This is a genomic window from Streptomyces sp. NPDC043870 (assembly GCF_056435785.1).
This window is the reverse complement of record NZ_JBWKDT010000007.1, coordinates 234,792-252,238: the sequence shown is the minus strand read 5'-3', so window position 1 is coordinate 252,238 and position 17,447 is coordinate 234,792. Positions and strand designations below refer to the sequence as shown.

The 17,447-nt window shown below is 71.7% G+C and carries 14 protein-coding genes; 10 read left to right on the top strand and 4 right to left on the bottom strand.

Annotation, left to right across the window (positions count from 1 at the left end):
• Window positions 1–50: 50 nt before the first annotated feature.
• Window positions 51–746: a response regulator transcription factor gene (locus tag AC0699_RS12575; protein ID WP_478659042.1), complete on the top strand. Its 696-nt coding sequence runs from the start codon at window positions 51–53 to the stop codon at window positions 744–746.
• Window positions 739–1,839 carry a sensor histidine kinase gene (locus AC0699_RS12570; RefSeq protein ID WP_478659039.1) on the top strand — a complete coding sequence of 367 codons (1,101 nt, stop codon included), beginning with the start codon at window positions 739–741 and terminating at the stop codon, window positions 1,837–1,839. Before AC0699_RS12575 ends, AC0699_RS12570 begins: the two co-directional genes overlap by 8 nt.
• A gap of 148 nt (window positions 1,840–1,987) precedes the next feature.
• Here AC0699_RS12570 and AC0699_RS12565 read toward each other — a convergent pair whose 3' ends face one another.
• Complete coding sequence (locus AC0699_RS12565) at window positions 1,988–2,815, bottom strand: MBL fold metallo-hydrolase (RefSeq protein WP_478659037.1); 828 nt, start codon at window positions 2,813–2,815, stop codon at window positions 1,988–1,990.
• Between the two features lie 288 nt (window positions 2,816–3,103).
• Between AC0699_RS12565 and AC0699_RS12560 the strand changes: the two genes are divergently transcribed.
• The 5 genes from AC0699_RS12560 (at window position 3,104) to AC0699_RS12540 (ending at window position 8,860) form a co-directional block, all read left to right on the top strand.
• Entirely contained in the window at window positions 3,104–3,859 is a 756-nt protein-coding gene (locus AC0699_RS12560) for a TetR/AcrR family transcriptional regulator C-terminal domain-containing protein (RefSeq protein ID WP_478659034.1), read from the top strand.
• 134 nt (window positions 3,860–3,993) lie between these two features.
• Window positions 3,994–4,506: an FxLYD domain-containing protein gene (locus tag AC0699_RS12555; protein WP_478659032.1), complete on the top strand. Its 513-nt coding sequence runs from the start codon at window positions 3,994–3,996 to the stop codon at window positions 4,504–4,506.
• A gap of 198 nt (window positions 4,507–4,704) precedes the next feature.
• Entirely contained in the window at window positions 4,705–5,742 is a 1,038-nt protein-coding gene (locus AC0699_RS12550) for an endonuclease/exonuclease/phosphatase family protein (protein WP_478659030.1), read from the top strand.
• Between the two features lie 2 nt (window positions 5,743–5,744).
• Window positions 5,745–7,676: an FUSC family protein gene (locus AC0699_RS12545; protein ID WP_478659027.1), complete on the top strand. Its 1,932-nt coding sequence runs from the start codon at window positions 5,745–5,747 to the stop codon at window positions 7,674–7,676.
• Window positions 7,677–8,611: 935 nt separating this feature from the next.
• Entirely contained in the window at window positions 8,612–8,860 is a 249-nt protein-coding gene (locus AC0699_RS12540) for a hypothetical protein (RefSeq protein WP_478659025.1), read from the top strand.
• A gap of 149 nt (window positions 8,861–9,009) precedes the next feature.
• Here AC0699_RS12540 and AC0699_RS12535 read toward each other — a convergent pair whose 3' ends face one another.
• Entirely contained in the window at window positions 9,010–9,411 is a 402-nt protein-coding gene (locus tag AC0699_RS12535; RefSeq protein ID WP_478659022.1) for an RNA-binding S4 domain-containing protein, read from the bottom strand.
• 121 nt (window positions 9,412–9,532) lie between these two features.
• On the opposite strand from AC0699_RS12535, the gene AC0699_RS12530 reads away from it, so the two are divergent.
• Window positions 9,533–11,008: an APC family permease gene (locus AC0699_RS12530; protein ID WP_478659019.1), complete on the top strand. Its 1,476-nt coding sequence runs from the start codon at window positions 9,533–9,535 to the stop codon at window positions 11,006–11,008.
• A 77-nt stretch (window positions 11,009–11,085) separates the two neighbouring features.
• On the top strand, window positions 11,086–12,045 hold the full coding sequence (locus AC0699_RS12525; RefSeq protein WP_478659016.1) for a hypothetical protein: 960 nt from the start codon (window positions 11,086–11,088) through the stop codon (window positions 12,043–12,045).
• Between the two features lie 113 nt (window positions 12,046–12,158).
• Here the strand turns inward: AC0699_RS12525 and AC0699_RS12520 are convergent, their stop codons facing one another.
• Entirely contained in the window at window positions 12,159–14,207 is a 2,049-nt protein-coding gene (locus tag AC0699_RS12520) for a PhoX family protein (RefSeq protein ID WP_478659109.1), read from the bottom strand.
• Between the two features lie 286 nt (window positions 14,208–14,493).
• Between AC0699_RS12520 and AC0699_RS12515 the strand changes: the two genes are divergently transcribed.
• A complete protein-coding gene (locus tag AC0699_RS12515; protein WP_478659014.1) occupies window positions 14,494–16,326 on the top strand; it encodes a VWA domain-containing protein in 1,833 nt (610 codons plus the stop codon).
• Here AC0699_RS12515 and AC0699_RS12510 read toward each other — a convergent pair.
• On the bottom strand, window positions 16,323–17,411 hold the full coding sequence (locus tag AC0699_RS12510) for a sensor histidine kinase (protein ID WP_478659107.1): 1,089 nt from the start codon (window positions 17,409–17,411) through the stop codon (window positions 16,323–16,325). The two genes, AC0699_RS12515 and AC0699_RS12510, sit on opposite strands and share 4 nt — an antisense overlap.
• Window positions 17,412–17,447: the final 36 nt, after the last annotated feature.

The following is a 17,447-nucleotide window of genomic DNA, read 5'->3' as shown; positions in this document are numbered from 1 at the left end:
CACACGCCTTTGCATACGTCGGCGATATGTGTGTTGCTTAGGCTTCGGGCATGCGCGTACTGATCGTGGAGGACGAGCCCTACCTGGCCGAAGCCGTCCGTGACGGTCTCCGGCTGGAAGCGATCGCCGCCGACATCGCCGGCGACGGCGACTCCGCCCTGGAACTGCTCAGCGTCAACTCCTACGACCTCGCGGTCCTCGACCGCGACATCCCCGGCCCCTCCGGCGACGAGGTCGCCCGGCGCATCGTCGCCTCCGGCAGCGGCATCCCGATCCTCATGCTCACCGCCGCCGACCGGATCGACGACAAGGCGTCGGGGTTCGAGCTCGGTGCCGACGACTACCTCACCAAGCCGTTCGAGCTGCGGGAGCTCGTCATGCGGCTGCGGGCGCTCGACCGCAGGCGCGCGTACGCCCGGCCCCCGGTCCGCGAGATCGCGGGGCTGCGCCTCGACCCCTTCCGCCGGGAGGTCTTCCGCGACGGACACTACGTCGCGCTCACCCGCAAACAGTTCGCCGTGCTGGAAGTCCTCGTCGCCGCCGAGGGCGGGGTCGTCAGCGCCGAAGAGCTGCTGGAACGGGCCTGGGACGAGAACGCCGACCCCCTCACCAACGCCGTCCGCATCACTGTCTCCGCACTGCGCAAACGGCTCGGCGAACCATGGATCATCGCCACGGTGCCGGGTGTCGGCTACCGCATCGGCACCGGCCCCGGCACCACCCGCCCCGGCAGTACGCATGCATAGACGCCCAGGGCTCAGCGTCCGGCTGAAACTCACCCTCAGCTACGCCGGGTTCCTCGCCGTCGCCGGCGCTCTCCTGCTGGCCGTGGTGTGGGTGTTCCTGCTGCGCTACGTACCCGACAACCCCCAGGGCCTTCTCGGGATCTCGCCCAACCGCTACCTCCTGGTGCGCACCTTCGCCCCCGCCGCGGCCGTGGCGATGGCCTTCCTGCTCGTGTTCGGCCTCGTCGGGGGGTGGATCCTCGCCGGCCGGATGCTCGCACCGCTCACACAGATCACGGCCGCGGCACGGACAGCCGGAAACGGATCGCTGTCCCACCGGATCCGCATGGAAGGCCGCCGGGACGAATTCCGTGAACTCGCCGACACATTCGACAACATGCTCGAACAACTCGAGTCGCACGTCGCCGAGCAGCAGAGGTTCGCCGCGAACGCCTCCCACGAACTGCGCACCCCGCTGGCCATCTCGCAGACGCTGCTCGACGTCGCCCGCAGGGACCCCACACGGGACCGGGGCGAACTCATCGAACGCCTGCAGGCTGTCAATACGCGCGCGATCGACCTCACCGAGGCCCTCCTGCTGCTCAGCCGCAGCGACCGCGGGAACTTCACCCGCGAGAGCGTCGACCTCTCCCTCGTCGCCGAAGAGGCCGCCGAAACCCTGCTCCCCCTCGCCGAACAGCGCGGGATCACGCTCGACGTCACCGGCGGAGCGACACGGACCAGCGGCTCCGCGGAGCTCCTGCTGCGGATGGTGACGAACCTCGTCCAGAACGCCATCGTCCACAACCTCCCCGCCGGCGGCACCGTGACGGTCCACACCGAAGCGCAGGGCGACGCGAGCGTGGTGCGGGTCGAGAACACGGGTCATCCGCTCCCACCGGAACTGGTGCCGACCCTCACCGAACCCTTCCAGCGCGGAACGGAACGCGTACGCACCGACCAGCACGCCGGGGTCGGCCTCGGCCTTGCCATCGTGCACGGCATCGTCCGCGCCCACGACGGGACCCTCGACCTCGTCCCCCGCCCCGCCGGCGGTCTCCTCGTCACCGTTCGGCTTCCCGGCACGCCGCCTGATCCACCGGACAGGCCCTAGTGTCCCGAGTCGGAGATTCTTAGGTAGTTCTCGCCCGGGCGCGGGATGCTTCAGGCATCGCCTTCGCGGGACGCAGGCTGCGGTCCACCGCGGGCCGACCGCCAGCCGGGATCTGGAAGAACCACCGAAGGACTTCTGACTCGGGACACTAGTCCCCGTTCGCCAGCAGGTCGAACTCCTGCGCGTCGTGCGACGAGAAGACCCGGACGAGCCGCGGATGGGCCCGGCGCAGCGCCGTCAGACGTTCCAGCTGGTCCAGCCGCTGCTCGTGGTCGTCCGCGACCAGGCGCTGGTGGAGCGCGAGCGGGCGCGGGCAGCGCGGGCGGCGGAGGTCGATCTCGCCGTGGAAGAAGTACGCGTCGCCCGCGTGCAGCAGCCAGCGGTCCGGCTGCTGCACGGCGACCGCGCTGTGGCCGCGGGTGTGGCCCGGCAGCGGTACGAGGAGGATGTCGGGGGAGCGCAGCACCCGCGACGCGGGGAAGCCCAGCCAGTCCGAGTCCGCGGTGTCATGGACGAACCAGTCGGCGCCGTGCGCCCATTGGGCGGGCAGATAGCGGCTCATTTCGAGGCGGGTGTCCCGGCGCATCGCCGCGCGGTACTCGTCGGCCATCACGTGCACGCGCGCGTGCGGGAAGTCGGCGAGGCCGCCCGCGTGGTCCATGTCGAGGTGGGTGAGAACGATGTCCCGTACGTCGTAGGGGTCGTACCCCAGCGCCCGGATCTGGTGCACCGCCGTACGCGACAGATCGAGCATCGGCCGCATGGTGTGCCGGAACATCGCGCCGAGCCGCCGCGGATCGGAGACGTCCGCGGCGCCCAGCCCGGTGTCGACCAGGACGAGCCCGCTGCCGGTCACGATGAGGAGGCAGTGCGCGACGAGCGGGGCGCCGACGAGGGGGCGCATGGGGGCGCAGTCCAGGTGGTGGATGGTGGTGGCGGAGCGTCGCTGGGGAGTGGGGATGGTACGCACAGACATCTGCGCCTCCTGCTCACAGGGGGATACCCGGCGCGAGGCGGCCGGGCTGGGAGAGGATGGTGGCCGTGCTGAGTGGATGTGCGGGCGGACCAGTTGCTCGTGGCTCCGGTCCAGGAAGGCGGCCGTGCGGACGGTCTCGTCGTGTGAGATCGCTCCGTCCGTCATATCACCCTGTCTCCACAGCAGTTGCGCCACTTACACCGTAAGTACGAGACAGGAGAGAAGCACTTACGCTGTAAGTCGTCAAGCGTTACCGCACGTAGCCACCCGAATGAGGAGCCGTCACTCATGGCCCAGCGATCGCGACGTGAACTCCCCGGCCCCCGCGAGCCATTGACACGGGACCGGATCGTCGGGGCGGCACTGGTGATCATCGACGAGGCCGGTGTCGACGGACTTTCCATGCGGCGTATCGCGGCCCGCCTCGGGGTCCAGGCGATGTCCCTCTACAACCACGTGCGGAGCAAGGACGACATTCTCGACGGGGTCACCGACTTCATCACCACGGAGATGAACATGCCGCGCCGGATGACGGGCGGCTGGGAGGACGGCATCCGCTCGATCGCGTACGCCTTCCGACAGGCGTCGCTGCGCCACCCGCACGCGTGCGAACTGGTCCTCATGCGCCAGCTGTCCACGCCGACGGCGCTCGCGCCGGTCGACACGATGCTCGCGATGATGCTCGACCACGGCTTCGACGAGGAGACCGCGGTCCACTCGCTACGGCTGTTCATCTCCTTCCAGGTCGGCTCGCTGCTACAAGCCGTTCACGGCTCGGGGGCACTGACCGACAACAACAGCAACGGCAACAGCGACGGCAACAGCAACGGCAACAGCAACAGCAACAGCAACAGCAACAGCAACAGCGGTACGGCAGCGAGGGAAGCCGCCCGTACCGCGTACTTCGCCGGCTCCGGCTTCCCGGCGGTGGCGAAGGTCGCACCGATCCTCGCCGTGAACGACCACGAGGCGGAGTTCTCGTTCGGCGTCGAGCTGCTGATCGCGGCGCTGCGCGAACTCGCTCCGGCGGGCGCCCGGGACTGACCGGGCACTGACCCGGCTCTGACCCGCACGAGTCCCGGCACGAGTCCGACCTGCGCGAAACCGGACCCGGGGCACGCGCCACCCGGCGTTCGGCCGAGTGGCCGAACGCCGGGTGGTGGCGCAGGCTGGTCCTTATGAGAACGGGCCATGACATACGGAACCCCCGTCTACGGAACGCCGTCCTGGCCGCCGTCACCGCCGTGGTGGTCGCGGCGGGGGCGACCGGCTGTGCGGACACCGGCGAGACGCCCGAGTCGGTCGCCTCCAAGGCCAGCGAGGCCGTCGCGTCGGCCACCGAAAAGGTGGGCGAGGTCGTCGCGTCCGCGTCGGCCGCGGCGTCCGCGGCGGCATCCCGGATGGCGGAGATCAAGGGCGGTCTCGACGCCAAGGGCGATGTGAAGGTGGCTTCCACGAAGAACGACGGCAACCGCGTCACCACGGAGATCACCGTGACCAACACCTCCAGCAAGACCTCGGACTACACGGTCCTGGTCAACTGGAAGGACGCCGACGGCAACGTCCTCGACGCCACCGTCGTCTCGATCGACGAGGTGCCGGTGGGCGGTGCGAAGTCGGCCACGGCGTACAGCAACCGCGACCTGTCCGGGACACCGACGGCGGAAGTCGCCCAGGCACTGCGGCACTGAGCCGGAAGAGCTCGTGAGCCAGGGGCCGTTGGACCCGCTGCACACCGCGCTGGGCGAGAAGGGCTGACGCCGGGCGCGTGACGGCGCCACCTGCCGGTCCTGACGGCCCGGGCGGGGGCGCGTACGAGTCGGAGCCCCACCGTTCCTTCGCCGAAGGGGACCGCCGAACTCTTTCCGTTCCCCGGCCGTTTCCCGGTTATGGAGCCCGACCGCCCTCCCCTCCCCGGCGCCGCCTTCACGCCCGGCGCCGTCGTCCCGCCGCCCCCCGGGCTGCCGCGGCGCTCGCCCTGGCGGATCGGGGCCGCGTGGATCGCGGGTGTGGTGCTCGGCGGAGTGTCCGTCGTCGTCGGCTGCCGGGTCGCGGGCGTGGACGGGTACACGCCCGTGCCGCAGTTGCTCGCGTTCCTGCCGTGGCTGCTCGTGCCCGCCGGGCTGGGGCTCCTGCTCGCCGCTGCCGCCCGGCGCCGGGTCCTCCTCGTCTGGGCCCTGGTCCTCCTCGCCGTGACCGGCTGGTACGTACGGCCGTACGGGCCCGAGCCGGAACCGCCGCGTGGACCGGCCGTCGCCCGGCTCGAAGTGCTCACCGCCAACGTGGAGTTCGGGCAGGCCACGCCCGACCTGATCGCGGCGGTCCGGCGCGAGAAACCGGACCTGGTCTTCGTCCAGGAGTGCGACCGGACGTGCAGCGACGCCCTCGCGGCCGGGATCCCGCGGGCCGACTACCCGTACCGGCAGGTCGTAGCGGGCGACTTCGCGTCCGGCTCCGCGATCCTCTCCGTACACCCGCTCGAAGCAACCGCCGGGATCCCGAGCGAGCTGGCGATGCCCGGCGCCGAGGCGCTGATCGGCGGCCGGAAGGTCCGGGTGCAGCTCGCCCACCCGCTGCCGCCCGTCCCCGGCGGGCTGGGGCCCTGGCGCGAGGAGCTCGGCCGGGTGCGGGCGTGGGCAGCCGATGGAGAGGGAGCACCCACGATCCTCGCAGGGGACTTCAACGCCTCCCAGGACCACGCTGCCTTCCGCCACGTCCTCGATGCCGGCGGTCTGTACGACAGCGCCCGGCTCGGCGGGGCGTTCCGGACCCCGTCCTGGCCCGCCACCATGCCCCGACCGCTGGGCGCCCAGATCGACCATGTGCTGGTGAGCGATGATTTCGAGGTACGTGATGCTCGGTTCCTCGACTTCTCCGGCACCGACCACCGTGCCCTGATCGTCGAACTCGCACTGCACAGTGGGTGACCATGGCGGACCGTATACGGCTGGCACCACCGGCCTGGCTGGTGGCGGGGCTGCGTCCGCAGCCCGCGCCCATCCCCTGGGCCGCGGTCGTCCGCGCCTCCATCGCCCTCGCCGCCCCGCTCGCCGTCGGCTTCGCCGTGGACCAGCCGGTGTACGGGGCGCTGGTGTCGATGGGTGCCCTGTCCGGCGTCATCAGCGACACCGCCGACGCCTACCGGATGCGGATCTTCAACATCGCCGTCCCGCAGGTCTTCGGCGCCGTCGGCGTCACGCTCGGCACGCTCGTGTACGGCGAGGGCTGGGTCGCGGTCGGTGTTCTCACCTTCGTCGCACTCGTCTCCGGGATGATCTCGTCGATCGGCGCGGTCGCCTCCGTGTCCGGCCTGCTGCTCCTGCTCAACGCGGTGGTCGGGGCCGGGCTGCCGATGCCCAGCCCCTGGTGGAAGGCCCCGCTCCTGCTCGGCCTCGGCGGCGTCTTCGTCCTCGTCCTGTCGCTGCTCGGCTGGCCGCTGCGCGGCGGCGTGCCCGAGCGGTCGGCGGTGGCCGGCACGTACCGTGCGGTCGCCGGTCTCCTCGCGGCGGCGGGCAGCGACGCGTACGACGAGCGCCGGCAGGCCGTCACCCAGTCCCTGAACACCTCCTACGACCTGGTCCTGGCCCGCCGTGCCCACGACCACGGCCGCAATCCGTCCCTCGTACGGCTACTCGCCCAGCTCAACGTCGTCATTCCGCTCGTCGAGGCCGCCCCCGCCGCCCATCAGCAGGGCCGCCCGCTGCCCGACGCGATCCCGGAGGCGGTGCGGGCACTCGCGGACGCCGTCGAGGAGGGCCGCACGGGCACGCCCGAGCTCGAACTGCCGCACCCGGACACCCCCGCCGGGCTGGCCGTCGACCACGCCCTGCGGCATGCGGCGACGGTCGTCCACAAGGCCGACGCCGATCCCTACAACGTGGACGACCGCCTCGGCCGCCCCGCCGCCCTGCGCATCCGGACCCGCCGCACGGCCCGCGATGTGCTGCTCTCCGAGGCGTCCTGGCGGTACGGGCTGCGGCTCGCGCTCTGCATCGGCATCGCGCAGGCGCTGGTCTCGCTGTTCGTCGTGGACCGTTCGTACTGGGTCGCGCTCACCGTCACCTTCGTCCTCAAGCCCGACTTCGGCTCCGTCTTCTCGCGGGCCGTACTGCGTGCGCTGGGCACGGCGGCGGGGCTGGTGGTCGCGATGGCGGTGCTGGCGGAGGTGCCGCGCGGGTGGTGGTACGTGCCGGTGATGGTGGTGCTGGCGGCGCTGATCCCGGCGTTCTCGGTGAAGGGGTACGCGTTCCAGACGGCGGCGATCACTCCCGTCATCCTGCTCCTGTCCGACCTCCTCAACCGCCAGGGCATCGGGCTGATCAGACCGCGCCTGGTCGACAGCCTGATCGGCTGCGCGATCGCGCTGATCGCGGGCTATCTGCTGTGGCCGGAGAGCTGGCGAAGCAGGATCGGGGACCGGCTCGCTGACTCCGTCGCGCACGCGGCGCACTATGTGGAGCTGGCCTTCGGCGCGGACGCCGACCAGGGCGAGCGGGTACGGTCCCGGCGCCGGCTGTACCGGGACTTGTCGACCGTGCGTTCGGAGTTCCAGCGGGCCCTCACCGAGCCGCCGCCGACGGGCACGCGGGCCGCCGCGTGGTGGCCGCTCGTCGTCGCCGTCGAGCGGATCGCGGACGCGACGACCGCGGCCCGGGTCCGCGTCGACCACGGCGCGGCGCCGCCCGCGCCGGACGAGGTCGCCGCGGTGGTGGGCCAGCTGCACGGGCTCGCGGACGGCATCCGCTCCAGCGAAGAACTCGTCGAGGTCCGCGCGGACCTGAAGGGCGACGAGCAGAGCGTCCTCGCCCCGCTGCGCCACGAAGTCACGGCGGCCCGCGCGATCGCGTCGCCCCGCAGCTGACCCCCACTGGGGCCGCCCGCGGCCGAGAACCGCCGACGGGAATTCACGACGAACAGCTGCCCAATGCCGCTGGAATCCCCGAATCAGGCCGCCAACAGCCACCTGGGTGATCTCCGTGTTAGGGAGTCATGAGCGGTCAAGTGATCATTCGAACTGATAGAGAGTGGTGTCGTTTGTTCGACGGTGGGGTGGCGAGCGCGGTAATGCTCGGGCGCCGGATGAGCGTGGCCAATTCACACTCGGACAGAAGGGTTTCTCCGGTGGAATCACCATCGATGCGCAGGTCCCGTCTGAAAGCGACCACCATGGTGTCGGCAGGCACACTTGCTGTTGCACTCAACGTCCTCCCCACTGCGACAGCCCTCGCCGATGCGGCCCGGACGACACCCGCCGGCACCACTCGGGCTGCGCCGGAGTCCCCGGGTGTCGCGGCCGACCGCGGCGACTGTGGCCGACACGACCGCGACCGCGACCGTTGCCGAGGGCCCCAGGGGCCGCAGGGCCCGCAGGGAGCCACGGGTGCCGACGGTCCGCAGGGTCCGCAAGGCCCGGAGGGCATCGGCACCCAGGGCCCGCAGGGCCCGGAGGGCATCGGCACCCAGGGCCCGCAGGGCGCGCAGGGCATCGGCACGCAGGGCCCCCAGGGTGTCCAGGGCCCGCAGGGCGAGCCGGGAGAGCTCGGCGGCCCGGAGGGCGCCCAAGGCCCACAGGGCGCGCAGGGCGACACCGGGTCCAGCGGCCCACAAGGGCCGGCCGGCGCCGCCGGAGCATCCGGCCCGCAAGGCCCCCAAGGCACCCAAGGCACCGGCACCCAAGGCCCGCAGGGCACGCAAGGCGTGCAAGGCGACACCGGAGAGACCGGAGAAGAGGGACCCCAAGGCACACAGGGCACTTCAGGCACGCAGGGCCCGCAGGGTGAACCGGGAGTCACCTCCGTGACCGAGGTCTCAGGACCGGCGGTGACTGTGGATCCCGACTCCTCCGGCGTCAGCATCGCAACGTGCCCGGCGAACACCGTCGCCACCGGCGGCGGCCACAACGTGACAACTGCCGGTGCCAGAGGGCTTGTCTTCTACAGCGGTTCCAGCGGCTCGAACGGCTGGGCGGTGATCATGGAGAATTTCGGAACGGTTCCTTTCGACTTCGTGCCCCTGGTGGAATGCGCCTCTCCCGACGCCCCGTAAGCCCGACGTCACAACCAGCGCGGGCCCGACAGGACCGACTCCGGACAGACGAACCTGCGGTAATCGTGCGCTCGAGTACCGTTCCGGCTCGGCAGCGTACCGAAACCCGCCGAGGGTGGCCGGAGTCCGGGGCCCGGGCCCCGGTGGGTCTAGGCCCCCCGCCCGTGCAGCCGGTCCAGATCCCGCCGCTCGCGCTTCGTCGGGCGGCCCGTACCGCGGTCGCGTACACCCATCGGCGCCGCGAACTCGCGCGGCGGGGGCGGCGGGCTGTTGTCCACGTAGCACTGGGCGGCCGCGGGCGCGCCGACGCGCTTGCGGATGATGCGGGAGACGACCACCACCCGCTCCCGGCCCGCGTGGAACAGCCGCACCTCGTCGCCGGCCTTCAGCGCGTGGGCCGGCTTGACGCGCTCCCCGTTCACCCGGACATGGCCGCCCCGGCAGGCCGACGCCGCCTGCGAGCGGGTCTTGGTGAGCCGCACGGACCAGATCCAGCTGTCGACCCGTACGGTCCCGTCCGCCGTCCCAACGGTCCCTTCGCCATCCGTCATACCACCGAGGGTACGGGGGGCGACTACGATGCGCTCCGTCCCGCCGTTGCGGAGTCATCCATTCAGCGCGGCCGACGATCACTGAACCATCGCCACATGCCCTGCCATACAAGGACATTCGATGAGCAGCAACTCCGGCAGAGGGCTTCAGCCCAACGTCCTCGGTACGTTCGACACGATCGTGATGGCGGTCGCCGGCAGCGCCCCCGCGTACTCGCTCGCCGCCACCACCGCCGTCCTGGTCGGCGCCGTCGGCCTGGGCAGCCCCGCCGCGCTGCTGTACTGCGCGATACCCATGCTCGGCATCGTCCTGGCCTTCAGCCGCCTCGGCCGGATCGACGTCAACGCCGGGGCGAGCTACTCCTGGGTGGGCCGCACCCTCCACCCCTTTCTGGGCTTCCTCTCCGGCTGGGCCCTGGTCGTCTCCGCGACGATCTTCATGGTGGCGGGTTCCCTGCCGGCCGGGGCCATGACCCTCGCCCTCTTCGACGCGGATCTCGCCACGAACACCGTGCTCGCCACGACCGCCGGCGCCTGCTGGTTCGTGGTGATGCTGCTGGTGGTCCTCGGCGGCGCGCGGCTGACCGTACGGGCGCAGCTGCTGATGTCCGGGGTCGAGGTGCTGGTCCTCGTGCTCTTCCTGCTCGCCGCCCTTCTGCACAAGGGCTCCGCAGTCGCCTTCGACTGGTCGTGGCTGGGCTTCTCGCACTTCGACGGGGCGTCCGGATTCGCCTCGGGCGCGCTGATCGCCGCGTTCTACTACTGGGGCTGGGACGTCACCAGCAATCTCAGCGAGGAGACGCGTAACAGCCGCAGGACCGCCGGTCTCGCCGCCCTCGTCGGCGTCGGCGTCGTCTTCCTCCTCTTCGAGGCGTTCACGATCGCCGTCAACGTCCTCCTCACCTCCGAGCAGATCCAGGCGGGCAGCGGAAACGTCCTCGGCGTGCTCGGCGACGCGATCTGGCCCGGCGTCGGCGGAAAGCTGCTGATCATCGCGGTGATGCTGTCGACCGTCGCCACCCTGGAGACCACCCTCATCCAGGTCACGCGCTCGCTCTTCGCGATGGGCCGGGACCGTACGATGCCGGCCGCGCTCGGCACGGTGCACCGGCGCTGGAACACGCCGTGGGTGGCGATCGCCGTGGTCGGCGCGGTCGCCCTCGTGCTGTTCGTGGCGGCGACCGCCCTCGGCACGGTCGGCGACATCCTCTCCGACGCGGTCAGCGCGATCTCGCTGCAGATCGCGGTCTACTACGGACTGGCGGGGATCGCGGCGGTCGTCGCGTACCGCAAGATGCTGCTGACGTCCGTACAGAACTTCCTGCTCGGCGGGCTGTGGCCGTTCCTCGGCGCCGGCTTCATGTTCTGGATCTTCTTCGAGTCGCTCGGCGAGCTGAGCACGGCCTCGATCGCGATCGGCCTCGGCGGGCTGGCCGTCGGCGTGGTGCCGATGCTCTGGTACTGGCGGCAGGGGAGTGCGTACTACCGTCCCGCGAAGCTCGACGCGGCCAGGGCGATCGAGGCGGAGGAGCCGTACGACGGTTCCTCCTCCGCACGGCGGGGCAGTGCCCGCGATGCCATGGCCACCGACTTCTGACGTGTGACTCCGACGTGTGACTCTGATGCGTGAACTGACGTCTGACGCTGACGTGTGACCGCAGAAAGCAGGCAGACATGGCCGCTCGCCGCCGCTTCGAGCTGGACTTCGACCCGGACTTCGGCGACCGCGCGCTCACGGAGACCCGCCACGACATCGTGATCGGGCGCTGGCAGGGCGTACGGGATCTGCTGCACGCCACCGGCCAGGACTGGCCGCGCCGCACCCACCGGCTGCGGCAGCTCTCGCACGCCGCTGCGGGTTCGTCTGCGGTCGAGGCGTGGCGGGCCGCCGAACCCGACAACCCGGACGCGGCCGTGCTGCGCGCCGCGACCGAGGTGGTCCGGGTCTTCGACCGGGCCATCGCCGCGGGCCGGGGAGCCGTCGTCGACCGCGACCGGATCGACGTGGCGGTGATGGCCTGCATCGGCGCGGCGGAGGCGGCGCCCGCCGACCCGATGCCGTGGGTGTCGCTGCTGACGGTGGCCCGGCTGTACGAGGGCGGCGTCCAGCGGCGCAAACTGCGCGGCTGGTGGGACGAGTTGCGGCGCCGTGACCCGGACAACATCGAGGGCCATGTGCAGCTGCTGCGCTACTGGTCTGCGCGGTGGCACGGCACGCACGGCGCGATGTACGACTTCGCGCGCGACGCGGCAGGGGCGGCGCCGCCCGGCTCCCCGCTGCCGGTGCTCGTACAGATCGCACGGGTGGAGGAGTTCCGGTACGTCGCCGAAGGTTCCCGGGGCCGGGCCCCGGTCCACGACTTCGGCCAGCACTGGAAGCACGAGCTGGCGGTGACGGAGGTGCGGCGTACCTGGGAGCGGTGGATCGGCGGACGGGAGAACGGCCCTGTGCTCCCGGAGGAGATCGCCGAGCTCAACTATCTCGCCCACGCGGCCTGTTACGCGGGGGAGACGGAGATCGCCCGCAGGCTCTTCACGATGCTGGGGGCGCGGGCGGTGCGCGTGCCCTGGTCGTACACGGGCGACCCGGCGGAGCAGTTCGTACGTTTCCGCAAGGCGGCGGGCCTGGAGTGAACGCCTGCTGCGGGCGGCCCTTCCCTGCGGGACCGGGATCTCCTTGCGGGCCGGGGACCGACCCCTCCCTGCGGGTCCGGCGGGAGCTGCCGGACCCGCAGGGGTCACTGGAGTCAGACGCCGATGTCGCGGCCGTCCGTGCGGTAGACGGCGACGACGGACGGGCGCACGATCTTGCCCGGGCCGTCGGGCCACACGGACGCGGGCTTCTCGACGGTCGCGCCGTCGATCTCACCCGGGTGCTGGACGGCGACGATCACCCGGCGGTCCTGGATGATCGGACCGCAGGTCTCCGCACCCTTCGGGACGGTGAGGAACTGCTTCAGCTCACCGCGCCGCTCGCCCCGCGTGGCGACACCGAACAGGCCGTCGTGCGAGCCGAGCTGGTTGCCGTCGGTGGAGATCCACAGGTTGCCGTGCGGGTCGAAGGCCACGTTGTCCGGGCAGGAGATCGGGCTGACCTTGTCCTTCGGGTAGCCCGCGAAGTACGTGGCCGAGTCGTTCGGGTCACCCGCGACCAGGAACAACCGCCAGGCGAAGCCGTCGCTCGCCGGGTCGTCCCAGTGCTCGGCGAGCTCCAGGATGTGGCCGTGCTTGTTGGCGTTGCGCGGGTTGGCCTCGTCGGCGGGAGCCTTGCCGGCAGCGCCACGGTCCTTGTTGTTCGTCAGCGCGACGTAGACACGACCGGTGCGGGGGCTCGGCTCGACGTCCTCGGGGCGGTCCATCTTGGTGGCGCCGACCTTGTCACCGGCGAGGCGGGTGAAGACGTACACCTCCTCGGCGGTCATGCCCTCGACGTGCGAGACATCGCCGGTGGCCAGCGGGATCCACACGCCGGTGCCGTCGAACTCGCCGTCGTTCGGGAGCTTGCCGGTGCCGTCGATCTCGCCCGGGGAGTCACCGGTGATCTTGGCGACGTAGAGGGTGCCCTCGTCGAGAAGGGTGAGGTTGTGCTCGTGGGCGGCGCGCGAATTGCCCTTCTTCATCCGCTTCGACGAGACGAACTTGTAGAAGTAGTCGAAGCGCTCGTCGTCACCCATGTAGACGACCGGGCGGCCGTCACGAGTCAGACGCGGCTGCGCGGCCTCGTGCTTGAAGCGGCCCAGCGCGGTGCGCTTGCGGGGCGTGGAGTCCGGGTCGTACGGGTCGAGCTCGACGACCCAGCCGAAGCGGTGCGACTCGTTGGGCTCCTGCGCCACGTCGAAGCGCTTGTCGAAACGCTCCCACTTGCGCTCGGTGGCGCCGGCGGCAATGCCGTAGCGCTTGTCGGTGGCGCCGGAGCCGTTGGCGAAGTACTGGTTGAAGTTCTCCTCGCCGTGGAGCGTGGTGCCCCAGGGGGTGGTGCCGCCCGCGCAGTTGTTGAGCGTGCCGAGGACCTTGGTGCCGGTCGGGTCGGCGGAGGTCTTGAGCAGGTCGCTGCCCGCGGCCGGGCCGGTGAGCCGGAACTCACTCGTGGCCGTCAGGCGGCGGTTGAGGTGGTGCCGGGTGACGGGCGTGAGCTTGCCGCTCTTGCGCTCCTCCTGCACCACGACGACGGAGAAGCCGTGCGCGGCCCAGGCGATCTCGGCCTGCTCGCGGGTCGGGTTGGCCGCGTCGTAGCCCTTGAACATCAGGACTTCGTCCGTGTACTCGTGGTTGGCCACGAGGACCTGGCGGCCGTGCTCACGCAGGGGCAGCAGGGAGAGGAAGTCGTTGTTGTAGCCGAACTGGCCGGCCTGCGCTTTGGCGGTCTGGTTGTCGGCGTCGAAGGCGGGGGCGCCGCGGAGGATGGGCTCGCCCCAGCGGATCACGACGTTCTGCGTGTAGCCGGCGGGGACGGTCACCTGGTCGGCGGTGTTGGGGGCGACCGGGGTGAAGCGGAGGCCGCGGGCACCGCTGCCGGTGCTGCCGTAGCGGACGGCCTCGGCGCCGGTCGCCGCCTGCGCGGACGGGGCGCCCTGCGTGACGACGGCGCCGCCGGCGGCGGTGGCGACGGTCACGACGGCGGCGGCACGCATCATCGAACGCCGGGACAGGGCACCGGCGATGATGTCGCCGGCGTACTCGTTGTCGCTGGTGTTCGGCACTTCATGGAAACAGGCGTCACCACAGCGGTAACGGCACGTGAGAGCGGACCGGCCGCCCGCGTGATTCGAGCTCAGGAGCGGCAGCAGTTTGCGCACTTCTTCCCCCATCTCCCCTTCGGCGCACCCCGCGCCGACATCGTGTCGGAATATGTCCGGCCGTGACGCTAGGGGCACACGTGTGCAGTGCGGAGGCGGTGAAGTGAACGGGGGATGAATGCGCGGCGACCGAGGTGGTCCTGACGCCGGAGGGCCTTGCGATGGTGCGGAACGGGCGGCGGCTAACCTTACGTGTCCGCCCTGGCCCACGGTTGCGGCGTTGCCGCCCTTGGACCGGACATTGTTGGACAATGAGCGCACCCAATTCACGCGAAAGGCCTCGCCCATGGGCATTCGGAGCTTGCTGCGCAAGGTGTTTGGACGCGAGCGTACGGAGTCGTCGTCGGCCCCGACCACTACGACTACGGCCCCCGCCTCCGTCCCGCCCCAGGCCGAGGCACCCACCACAACACCCTCTTCCTCGGAGGCGGCCCACGCGGCCGAGCTGGTGGCGGCGGCCTTCGACAACCCCAAGCCGTCCCGCCCGACGATCCCGTCGGCCCGCACGACGGACGACGCACCACAGGAGCCCACAGCCTCGGTACCGGCGCCGCAGACCGACAGCGAGCCGGCGTCCGCGCCCGCCGTTGCCGACGCGCCCGCCGTTGCCGACTCGCCGGACGTTGCCGAGGCCGCCGAGGCCGCCGAAGCCGCGACGGCCGCCGACCTGCCGTCCGCGGACGAGACCACCGCCGAGGCGCCCTCCGAGCCGGAGCCCGCGCCGGCGGAAGCCGACGCTGTTGAGGACACCGTCCAGCCGACGGAAGCACCGTCGAACGACGACGCTCCGCAGCCCGAAACCACCATGGCCGACGAGGCGCCCGCCACGAGCGACACCGCCGACGAGGCGGTCGAGGCGGTCGAGCCCGCCGCAGAGGAAGAAACCCCCGCCGCGCAGGCGCCCGCCGCGAGCGACACCGCCGACGAAACGGTCGAGCCCGCCGCGGACGACACCGCGGACGACACCGCAGGCGAGACCGCCGACCGGCCGGCCGCTGAAGCCACCATCCCCGCCCAGGCAAAGCGCGCCGACGCCACCGCGACGCCGGAGCAGGTGCCCGCCACGGAGGAAGAAGCCCCCGCCGCGCAGGTGCCCGCCACGAGCGGCACCGCCGACGAGGCGGTCGAGGCGGTCGAGCCCGCCGCGGAGGAAGAGCCCCCCGCCGCGCAGGCGGTCGCAGCCGTCGCGGAGGCGCCCGCCACGAGCGCCGAGACCGACGAGGCCCCGACCGTGCCCGCCGACGAGCCGGCGGAGCCGGTGCCCGCAGCGGCCACGGACACCGCCACGGCGACGCCGGACGACACCACCGTCCCCGGCCCCGCAGAAACCACGCCCGCCGCGAGCGACACCGCCGACGCCCCCCAGCCGGAGGCCGACGCCGCACCCGCCGCATCCGCGGTGAGCGACACCGCAGGCGACTCCGCGGGCGACACCGCCGGAAAGCCCGCCCACTCCCTCGCCCGCGTCAAGGCTCGCGCCGCCGGACTGGTCGGGGCGTACAAGGCGGCCGGGACCGCGCTGAAGGGCGCGGGTGCGGCCGGGGCCCGGGCGCGGGTGTATCTCGTGCTGGACCGGTCCGGGTCGATGCGGCCCTACTACAAGGACGGCAGCGCCCAGCAGCTCGGTGAGCAGACGCTCGCACTCGCCGCGCACCTCGACGAGGCCGCGTCCGTGCACGTCGTGTTCTTCTCGACCGACATCGACGGGACCGGGGACCTCGGCCTCGACGACTACGAGGGCCGCGTGGACGAGCTGCACGCCGGGCTCGGACACATGGGGCGGACCAGCTACCACCGGGCCGTCGAGGAGGTCGTCGAACACTACGAGAAGTCCGGCTCCGAAGGCCCCGCCCTGGTCGTCTTCCAGACCGACGGCGCGCCGGACGCCAAGCAGCCGGCCAAGCAGGCCCTCGCCGACACCGCCGGGAAGCCGGTCTTCTGGCAGTTCGTGGCATTCGGCGAGTACGACGCCAAGGGCTTCGACTTCCTCCGGAAGCTCCAGGCCGACAACGCCGCCTTCTTCCACGCCGGCCCCGACCCCCGTGAGCTCACCGACGACGAGCTGTACGCGGGGCTCCTCGGCGCCTTCCCGGAGTGGCTGAACAGCCGCAACGGCTAGAACCCGTCAGGATCCCCGCCAGGGACGGCGGAGGGCAGGCTCACGCGCACCACGAGCCCGCCCTCCGCACCCGGCTCCGCCTCCACCGACCCGCCGTGCACCACGGCGATGGATCGCACGATGGAGAGACCGAGCCCCGCCCCCGGCCCCATCCGGTCCCGCCCCTCCCCCCGCCGGAACGGCTCGAAAAGAGCGGGGACGTCCGCTGCGGCGATCACCGGCCCGGTGTTCGCGACCACGAGGACGCCCCCGTCCACCCGCACCTCCACGGCCCCGCCCGGCACGTTGTACGTCACCGCGTTCGCCACGAGGTTCCGCACCAGCTGGGCCAGCAGCAGCCGGTTCCCGCGGACCACGTCACCCCGCGAGGCCAGGACGGCGACTCCGTACCGCTCGCACTCCTCCCCGGCGACCTCCGCGAGGTCGACGTCCTCCTTCTTCTCCAGTCCCCGCTCGCTGCGCGCCAGCACCAGCAGCCCCTCGATCAGCCGCTCACTGCGCCGGTTGCTGTCCAGCAGCACCTGCTTCACCGCGGCCAGTTCCTCCGCCGACGCGGACTCGTCCAGACCCACCTGGATCGCCGCGCGCTGCGTCGCGAGCGGTGTCCGCAGCTCGTGCGACGCGTTCGCGACGAACCTCCGCTGGCTGTCGAACGCCGTCTCCAGCCGCGTCAGCAGCGCGTCGATCGTGTCGCCGAGCTCCTTCAGCTCGTCGTCGGGACCACGCACCGCGATCCTCCCCCAGGCTCCGCCCGGGGGGACCCCCACCAGCGTGTGCTCCGACAGCCGCCGCGCCTTCGCGGTCATCTCGTGTACGGGACGCAGGACGCGCCCCGCCATCCACCACCCGACGAACACCGCGCACGCCGCCGTCGCCAGCAGCGCGAACGACGACCACATCAGCATCTGCTGCGAGGCCGCGTCGGACACGTTGTCGGTCAGCCGGTACACGGTGACCGGCTCCAGCACCTGTGTCTCCCGCAGGGCGATCGCCGCCGCCTCGTCCCGCGTACCGGCCCGCGACAGCAGGTTCACGATCCCGAGCAGGCATGCTCCGAGGACCAGGAAGACCGCGCCGTAGACCATCGCGATCCGCGTACGGATCGTGGAGCCGGGCCCGAG

Coding starts and splice junctions, on each gene's coding strand:
- AC0699_RS12535 (WP_478659022.1), bottom strand. CDS start 9,411: ATGACGGATGGCGAAGGGACCGTTGGGACGGCGGACGGGACCGTACGG.
- AC0699_RS12515 (WP_478659014.1), top strand. CDS start 14,494: ATGGGCATTCGGAGCTTGCTGCGCAAGGTGTTTGGACGCGAGCGTACG.
- AC0699_RS12550 (WP_478659030.1), top strand. CDS start 4,705: ATGGAGCCCGACCGCCCTCCCCTCCCCGGCGCCGCCTTCACGCCCGGC.
- AC0699_RS12575 (WP_478659042.1), top strand. CDS start 51: ATGCGCGTACTGATCGTGGAGGACGAGCCCTACCTGGCCGAAGCCGTC.
- AC0699_RS12570 (WP_478659039.1), top strand. CDS start 739: ATGCATAGACGCCCAGGGCTCAGCGTCCGGCTGAAACTCACCCTCAGC.
- AC0699_RS12555 (WP_478659032.1), top strand. CDS start 3,994: ATGAGAACGGGCCATGACATACGGAACCCCCGTCTACGGAACGCCGTC.
- AC0699_RS12510 (WP_478659107.1), bottom strand. CDS start 17,411: ATGGTCTACGGCGCGGTCTTCCTGGTCCTCGGAGCATGCCTGCTCGGG.
- AC0699_RS12565 (WP_478659037.1), bottom strand. CDS start 2,815: ATGTCTGTGCGTACCATCCCCACTCCCCAGCGACGCTCCGCCACCACC.
- AC0699_RS12560 (WP_478659034.1), top strand. CDS start 3,104: ATGGCCCAGCGATCGCGACGTGAACTCCCCGGCCCCCGCGAGCCATTG.
- AC0699_RS12530 (WP_478659019.1), top strand. CDS start 9,533: ATGAGCAGCAACTCCGGCAGAGGGCTTCAGCCCAACGTCCTCGGTACG.
- AC0699_RS12525 (WP_478659016.1), top strand. CDS start 11,086: ATGGCCGCTCGCCGCCGCTTCGAGCTGGACTTCGACCCGGACTTCGGC.
- AC0699_RS12545 (WP_478659027.1), top strand. CDS start 5,745: ATGGCGGACCGTATACGGCTGGCACCACCGGCCTGGCTGGTGGCGGGG.